The 1,044-nt window shown below is 43.6% G+C and carries 1 protein-coding gene; it reads left to right on the top strand.

Translation table 11 applies throughout. The annotated features are described in order from the left end of the window. The coding region (locus tag R7Q38_RS24815; RefSeq protein ID WP_318114725.1) for an EAL and HDOD domain-containing protein at nt 1-1,031 on the top strand (1,031 nt) is incomplete at its 5' end. Between the last annotated feature and the right edge of the window lie 13 nt (nt 1,032-1,044).

Here is a 1,044-nt window from a genome sequence, read left to right as displayed (position 1 = left end):
TCGGTTTTGTTAACTTTCCCCACCAAAGCTTGGTCAACCTTGTTCCGACACTGTTTCCGAAAGATTCTCTGGTTATTGAAGTACTCGAAGATTGTGAGCCTACGCAAGAGCTTCTCGATGCAATAAAACATCTGCACGAATGCGGCTACCGAATTGCACTCGACGACTTTGTACCAACTAAGGCTTGGAAACGCTTTCTTCCGTACGTATCGATGATCAAATTTGATATTCGTTTAGTACCAATTGAAAAAGCGGCAATTTTCATCCAAGCATTGAGCCAGTTTAATATCGATTTTTTGGCTGAAAAAGTCGAAACCTATGAAGAGTTTGAACAAGCGCTTGACGCTGGTTTTAACTACTTCCAAGGTTACTTCTTTAGTAAACCAGAAATGATCCAAAAGAAGCGCCTCAACCCGGCGTTTTTAACCGTCATCCAGTTGTGTAAAGAGATTGCTGATAAGCCCATCGACTTCAATGAAGTGGAGCGTCTGTTCTCTATTGATGTGACGCTTTCTTATAAGTTGCTCACTTACGTCAACTCGGGTTACACGCTCACAACCAAGATCAAATCGTTTAGACAGGCGCTGATTTATCTGGGCGAAGAACGTTTACGACGCTTTATTTCACTGGTTGCAATCGCTTCTGTGCAAGAGGACAAGCCCGATTCACTCTACTCGCTTGCTATTCAACGCGCTCGTATGTGTGAAATTTTGCTTAGCCAAATGAAAACCAAGTACGATCCTGGACAAGCCTTTCTGACTGGTATGTTCTCATTATTAGGCTCGCTTCTCGATCAGCCTCTGTCGGATGTGATTGAAGACATTCCCGTCGATGAAGACATCAAGCTCGCCCTGACAAGTCGAAAAGGTGTGCTTGGGTATCTCCTTTCTATGTGTATTGCTTACGAACAAGCAGATTGGGAACTGGCTGAAAGATACTGCTCTGTCTTGAAGTTAACGGAAACTCAGCTAGCTGATGCATTCAATGAATCGACAGAGTGGGCTCAAGAACTGCTTTCTCAAACACCTTAACTCGCTATAATGC

The sequence above is a fragment of the Vibrio sp. Vb0598 genome, assembly GCF_033338935.1.
GTDB lineage: Bacteria > Pseudomonadota > Gammaproteobacteria > Enterobacterales > Vibrionaceae > Vibrio > Vibrio alginolyticus.
This window is presented reverse-complemented; position numbering and strand designations above follow the sequence as displayed.